General features: G+C 41.3%; 5 protein-coding genes. 2 read left to right on the top strand and 3 right to left on the bottom strand.

What is annotated here, in order from left to right:
- Positions 1 to 490 precede the first annotated feature (490 nt).
- Positions 491 to 844, bottom strand: a complete 354-nt coding sequence (gene patD / locus ACM0OW_RS22085; RefSeq protein ID WP_414552391.1) for a heterocyst frequency control protein PatD — start codon at positions 842 to 844, stop codon at positions 491 to 493.
- Positions 845 to 1,133: 289 nt separating this feature from the next.
- Between patD and ACM0OW_RS22080 the strand changes: the two genes are divergently transcribed.
- On the top strand, positions 1,134 to 3,404 hold the full coding sequence (locus ACM0OW_RS22080) for a RelA/SpoT family protein (RefSeq protein WP_414552389.1): 2,271 nt from the start codon (positions 1,134 to 1,136) through the stop codon (positions 3,402 to 3,404).
- A 96-nt stretch (positions 3,405 to 3,500) separates the two neighbouring features.
- Here ACM0OW_RS22080 and ACM0OW_RS22075 read toward each other — a convergent pair whose 3' ends face one another.
- Complete coding sequence (locus ACM0OW_RS22075; RefSeq protein WP_414552386.1) at positions 3,501 to 4,547, bottom strand: hemolysin family protein; 1,047 nt, start codon at positions 4,545 to 4,547, stop codon at positions 3,501 to 3,503.
- Positions 4,548 to 4,851: 304 nt separating this feature from the next.
- On the opposite strand from ACM0OW_RS22075, the gene ACM0OW_RS22070 reads away from it, so the two are divergent.
- A complete protein-coding gene (locus ACM0OW_RS22070; RefSeq protein WP_414552385.1) occupies positions 4,852 to 5,568 on the top strand; it encodes a class I SAM-dependent methyltransferase in 717 nt (238 codons plus the stop codon).
- 68 nt (positions 5,569 to 5,636) lie between these two features.
- Here ACM0OW_RS22070 and ACM0OW_RS22065 read toward each other — a convergent pair whose 3' ends face one another.
- Positions 5,637 to 6,563: a cobalamin-binding protein gene (locus tag ACM0OW_RS22065; protein WP_414552383.1), complete on the bottom strand. Its 927-nt coding sequence runs from the start codon at positions 6,561 to 6,563 to the stop codon at positions 5,637 to 5,639.
- Between the last annotated feature and the right edge of the window lie 541 nt (positions 6,564 to 7,104).

The raw sequence follows: 7,104 nt of genomic DNA, 5'->3' as shown, positions 1-7,104 counted from the left end.
CTTGTCCTCCTCTTTATTTATTAAGGGTTTTACGTTAAGTTGACACCAATGAGCAATGCTAAACCCCTACCACACGGGTATATTTAGTATCAACATAATCATTGTTCAAAGCCGGAAATTGGCTATTTTGGTAAGAGCATACCATGATTAAAATGCTGTCTTGGAGGTTCTACCTCCCATACTATAGAAACCATAGAAATCTCTGTATATGCGATCGCTTCGTACCCAGAGTATAAAAACGAGAGAAATTAACAGCTTTGTCTAGATTGTGCTGTTGTGGAAGCATTTTTAACATTTCCCGAACATATCGAAAACCTCGACAATAAGCCTGAAGATCAACAATGCCAGAGCCAGGATTATCTTCACGAAACTGAGCAAGCTTAAATCCGCCCCTACTCACTCCCCATTTCCCAACTTGTTACAAACATAACTGTCAACTGCCAGACAAAAATGAGATGATGTCAGAAGTAGAGCAAAAGGTAAAGAATTGTTAATTTTCCTCCTCCGGTTCTTGTTGGAGAATAGCTTCACAGTATTGAATGAGAGTAGTCAGGCGATCGCTAATCGTCTTCAGCCTCCCTTCAGCAGTGGATGCTTGGCGCGATCCTTGGAAAAACATCACATCAATTTCCAACAAGCGCAACTGCTTACTAATTTCTGTCCGATAGGATTGTACCCGCGAACTGCCATCAGGCAAAGGCACAATCTGCTGCCGAAACATTTGCTGCAAAAAGGATACACCCTTTCGCAGTTCCGATGCAGTGACTTGGGTAGAAGTGGTATCAGAGCGTACTTGGTCTAGCAAATTTGCTAGTTCCTGATATTTCTCAAGGTTTAGAGACATTCAGTGCTAGTTAAGATAGTATTAGTGTCAAGAAAATTATCTTTTACAATAAAATTTCTCAACTTCTTATTAAAAACCATAAACCTCAAATCACGCTTTGAGGTTTTGTTTGCCATAAATCTATTTTTCAACATAAGATTTTTTAATGGCGGTATGGATAATTACCATAGTCCACTAGAAAATCATTCTCATTTCTTTACTGATGCCTTACAGATAGCATTCTCTGTCCACGATGCTATCCATGACGTTCATCTCTGACTATCTACCGATCACCTTTAAACTTTAGTGTATGAGCAGCATACTTATAAATTCCACAACCGATCTCGCCCTTCCGGAATGGCTGACCAAATGTTTACGAGAATCTTCAGCCTATAGGGGAGAACCAGAAGCAAACCGAAAATATACTGATGCAGTCTTAATTGGTCAGGCTTTTGAATTTGCTTATCAACTGCATGAAGGACAGTACCGCAAATCAGGCGAACTGTATATTAGTCATCCCGTTGCTGTGGCTGGATTGCTCCGCGAATTGGGGGGCAGTCCTGCTATGATAGCAGCTGGATTTCTTCATGATGTAGTTGAAGATACAGATGTGACGTGCGACGATATAGAAAAAAACTTTGGCCCAGAAGTGCGGCTATTGGTGGAAGGTGTCACCAAATTGTCTAAAATAAATTTCACCAGCAAAACCGAAAGCCAAGCGGAAAACTTCCGGCGGATGTTTTTGGCTATGGCGCAGGATATTCGGGTAATTGTGGTGAAACTGGCAGACCGTTTGCATAATATGCGAACCTTACAATATATGTCAGAATCCAGCCGTCGCCGTAGCGCCCAAGAAACCAGAGATATTTTTGCCCCCTTAGCAAATCGCTTGGGAATGTGGCGGATAAAATGGGAACTGGAAGATTTGTCGTTTAAGTACCTCGAACCAGAAGCTTTTCGGCAAATGCAGGAACACGTTTCCGAAAAACGGACAGCACGGGAAGAGAAACTGGCTAAAGCTACAGATATGCTGCGGGAACGTTTGCAGCAAGCTGGCATTCACTGTCAAGATATTAGTGGTCGTCCCAAGCACCTTTATAGCATTTATCAAAAAATGCAAAGGCAGCAAAAAGAATTTCATGAAATTTACGATTTGGCCGCCCTGCGGATTATCGTCCAGACTCATGAGGAATGCTATCGGGCTTTGGCAGTAGTTCATGATGCTTTTCGCCCCATACCCTCTAGGTTCAAGGATTACATCGGATTGCCCAAGCCTAACCATTACCAGTCGTTGCATACTGGAGTGATTGGACTGAGTGGCCGTCCTTTGGAGATTCAAATTCGCACTGTAGAAATGCATCATGTTGCTGAGTATGGGATTGCAGCCCATTGGAAGTACAAAGAAACAGGTGGTTCTACTAGCCAATTGACGAACGCAGATGAAAAGTTTACTTGGTTAAGGCATCTGCTGGAATGGCAAAGTGATCTTAAGGACGCTCAAGAATATCTTGATAGTGTCAAAGACAATTTATTTGAAGATGATGTTTATGTCTTCACCCCAAAGGGGGATGTTTTACCTTTAAGCCCTGGTGCAACCTGTATAGATTTTGCCTATCATATTCATACAGAAGTCGGCAACCACTGTGCGGGGGCGCGGGTCAATGGTCGCATGGTTCCCTTGTCAACACGGTTACAAAATGGCGCGATTGTCGAAATTATTACCCAAAAGAACAGCCATCCCAGTTTGGATTGGTTGAACTTTGCTCGGAGTTCGGCGGCGAAGTATCGGATTAAACAATGGTACAAGCGATCGCGCCGTGATGAAAATATAGCTCGTGGGCGAGAATTGTTAGAAAAAGAACTGGGTAAAACTGGTTTCGATAGTTTGCTGAAATCCCAAGCCATGCAGACTGTAGCTGAAAAGTGTAATTACCATAGCGTCGAAGATTTACTCGCCAATTTGGGTTACGGTGAAATTACGCTCAACGTGGTGCTAAATCGCTGGCGAGAAGTAGCTAAAGGACAACAACCTGCTAACGTTATTCCTTTATTTCCCGGTAAAGAACTACCAACGACCTCAAAAACTGTCCGCGATACGCCTCCCCACAGCACACGCCCTTGTGATTCACCTATTATTGGTGTAGAAGGATTGGTATATCACTTAGCGGGGTGTTGTACCCCCATAGCTGGTGAACCAATTATTGGTGTGGTGACAAGGGGTAGAGGAATTACCATCCATCGCCAAGGGTGTAATAATTTAGAGCCAGTCGAGTATGAGCGCTTAGTACCAGTGAGTTGGAACTCAGCCACAGAACAGATTAGCCGTCCCCACAGTTACCCAGTAAATGTGCAAATCGAAGCTCTTGACCGGGTGGGAGTATTGAAGGATATTTTATCGCGGTTGAGTGACCAGGGAATCAATGTGCGTCATGCACAGGTCAACACTTCCATTGGTCAACCAGCGTTAATTGATTTAGGAATAGATATACGCGATCGCCTGCAACTAGAGCAAGTCTTTACTCAAATTAAGAAAATGAGCGACATTTTAAATATCCGTCGCCTTGGTCAGATTGACGAATAGTAGGGAGACAAAAAAACTGGATTGCTTATTTGGTAGCGTGTGTTAGGGATATTATCCTAACGCACCTATATTTTGCTGACCAGGAAAATATCAAATTTAGTTGGGATTGCTGACATTAATCGACTGCAACATTTTTTCTCGCTTCTTCCGGGCAATTTCTTGTAAATCAACTGTTCTATCAGTTTCATCGACAATTTCACCCGTGATTACTTCCAGCACATCTTCCAAAGTCACAACACCAGCTACGCCTCCATATTCATCAACTACCACAGCCAGATGTTCCCGCGCTGCGATAAAATTCTTCATCAGTTTATCGGCTCGAATTATTTCCGGAACGAAGTTAACTTTTCGAGCTAAGTCAGCAATTTTTTCCTGGTTATTGCCTTCAACCATCGCTGTCAGTAAATTCTGTTTTAAAGTAAATCCAATTACTTGATCAATAAACTCATCAACTACAATAATCCGGGTATGTTGAGAAGCAATAATCTCTTTTTTTGCTTCCTCAAGAGTTAGATGACCTCGGATATATGTCAACATAATTCTCGGTGTCATCAAATCTGCGGCTGTGACATCATTTAATCTAAACACCCGTTGGATCATTTCTGCTTCATCACTTTGAATGATTCCCTCTTGTTGACCAATGTTTGCCAGTAGCTTAATTTCAGCCTCATTTGTAGTTGGTCGTTTTTTGGTTTTAAAAAAACGTGCCGTCAGATTTTCGATAATCCAAACTAAGGGTGTGAAAACTATAGAAAGTCCAGTCACAGGTAAAGCCGTTAGCATGGCGATTTGTTCAGAATAGCGCTCTCCAATAGTCTTGGGAATGATTTCAGCAAAGATAATAATCAAGAAGGTAAACATTCCCGAAAATATCCCTAACCAAGTATCTCCTAATACTTGACTAGCAACACTACCTGTAAGAATACTGCCAACAATATTAAAAATATTGTTCATGATCACAATGGTTGCAATCGGTCGGTTCATGTTTTCCCGAATTGCCAAAAGTGCTACTGCTGAAGGGTTATTTGATTGTGCTAATTGTCTAACTCTCAGAGGAGAAACAGAAAACAGTGCTGTTTCTGTACTAGAACAAAGCGCTGAACCTAAAATAACAACAAATACAATTATGACAAGCTGAAACATATAATTTCCCAAGTATGGGAATAAAATTTAGGGGCTAGTACCGCAAGGCGGAAGTCAAAAGTGAGCCAGCGCGGTCTTGGGGGTTTCCCCCATGAGCGACTGGCGAACCCCGAAGGGGTCAAAAGTCAAAAGTCAAAAAAATCTGTTTCAGGGCTGTTTTGCGGTATTTTATGGTGGTTTCTTGCCGCCGTGCTGCATTATTGATAACTAAATATATGATGGCTTTATTTTAACAATATCTGGAAACGACTCGCCAAAGTTATGCTTTAGGAGTGCATCTATATTAATTATCTGTTTAATTCTCATGCAACAAATATTTCCTGGAGAAGTATTCGCCAACACTGCGGATTTTGATCATGGTATTCGCCAACTCTTACCCCGATATGATGAAATGTTGGAGGTAATTACCCGGTGTCTCCCGACCACAACTCGCCGGATTTTAGAACTAGGCTGCGGTACAGGGGAACTGACTCTGAAAGTCTTTCAGCGCTTTCCCGATGCCGAAATCATTGCCTTAGATTACTCACCACGAATGTTAGAATGTGCCGGCGATAAAATCATCTCTGCTGGATATAAAAAACAATGGACTGGGATACAAGCAGATTTTGGCGAATGGGCTGAAAATCCTGCAAAATTGGATATTGGCAGCGAATTTGATGCTTGTGTGTCATCTTTGGCAATTCACCATCTCAATGATCAAATGAAGCTGAAGTTATTTCAACGAATTGCTGCAAGTCTTAGCCAAGGCGGTTATTTTGGCAATGCAGACCCGACATTACCAGAATCACCTGTCCTAGCAGAAGTTTACCAAACAGCAAGAGAGGAATGGGCAGCCCAACAAGGAATTAATTTAACAGAGGTGCGGGCTAAAGTTGGTAGTAGCAGTCAGCAAGGATACTCCAACCAAGACCAACTCGCTACCTTAGATACTCAATTGCAGATGCTGTCTACATCTGGGTTTCAGACCGTAACAATACCTTGGAAATATTACGGTTTAGCTGTTTTTAGTGCTTGGATGTAAAATTCGCACTTGTAGAGACAGAGACGCGATGAATCGCGTCTAAGATTTATCGCGTCTCATTATTTTGTTCAAATAGTATCCCAGCCTGTTCCTTTATAGCCATAATCAAAAATTTCTGGATGCAAAATTTCTGCCAAAATTTCTAGAGAATCTGCCAGTCTTGGCCCTGGACGATTGAAGAAGGCATTACCATCAGTAATATAAACTCTACCACTGTGGACAGCGTGAAGTTTTTGCCAATCAGGACGTTGAGCGAATAAATTGGCTTCTTGACGAGTCCGATTTAAATCAAAGCCACAAGGCATAAAAATGATAATATCTGGATTGCTCTGTAATAATGTTTCCCAAGAGATAGTAGTAGAGGGCTGACCTGTAAGACTAAACTTTGACTGACCTCCAGCTAAGTTCACCAGTTCAGGAATCCAATTCGCCGCCGTCATTAAAGGATCTGTCCACTCAATACAAGCAACTGTAGGTAATTCTGTTAAAGAAAGCCCTTGGAGTTTGCGCTGACAAATTGTGACACGAGCCGCTAAATTTTCTAAAACGTGAACTGAGTCTACGCCAAATATATTACCTACTCTTTCAATATCTTGCCAAACATCTTCCAGAAGATTAGGATTTAAAGAAACAATTTGCGGTGAGCTGTGGACGAGACTAGCAACAGCTTGTTCTACATCCCCAAGGCTGACTGCACAGACATCACACTGATCTTGAGTAATAATGTGAGTGGGCTGTAATTTCTCTAAGATATCTGTTTTGATTTGATAGATACTTAATGCTGATTGTATCAAATTGTTGACATGATCATGAATTTTGCGGCTGGGATCATGAGAGCTTAAACGGGCTTGGGTACAAATAGGAAGATTTTGGATTTCTGGAGGGTAATCACATTCATGCGATCGCCCCACAATTTCATTAGTCAATCCTAGGGTGGCTAAAATCTCGGTTCCACTGGGAATTAAAGAAACAATCCTCACACTGTTATTTGTCATTGAACTACCTCTAATACATCTACTTTTATTTCAATTCTTACAAACTTTAACCATTACGGTATCTTTCTCTAGGTGAATGCGCTATCGCTCTGGTAGTAAGTATTTACATGGTGAAGTAGTGATTATTTATTCTTAAATACAAATTTAATTGTTTAGTGAACCCATTTGAACGCCTGATCTGGGGGAAGAAAGGAGCAATCTGAGCAAATATACTTGTAGTAGTGATGCTAGTCTGCTTGTTTTTGTCTTCAAGACACAGCTAGGTACAGTTGCGGCTGATTAAATTTCGGTAATTACGAGAAGTTGTATGAACTTTGTAGCCTCAATCATCAAGATAGTTTTAAGATTTCATGAATAAAAAGATACTGTTCGATTGTGAAAAGCAGTATGAAGTAATTGTAGTAATAACAGACAGTTGTGATTTGACTGGGGAATGCAACATACATAGTTTCTGAGCAGGGGCAACAAATGCAAATAATGGTGGTTAAAAATATCACAGAAGATCAGCAGGTAGAAGAGACTTTGCAAATTACCGAACATG

Origin of the sequence: Anabaena sp. CCY 0017 (assembly GCF_963920885.1) — a bacterium.
GTDB lineage: Bacteria > Cyanobacteriota > Cyanobacteriia > Cyanobacteriales > Nostocaceae > Nodularia.
This window is presented reverse-complemented; position numbering and strand designations above follow the sequence as displayed.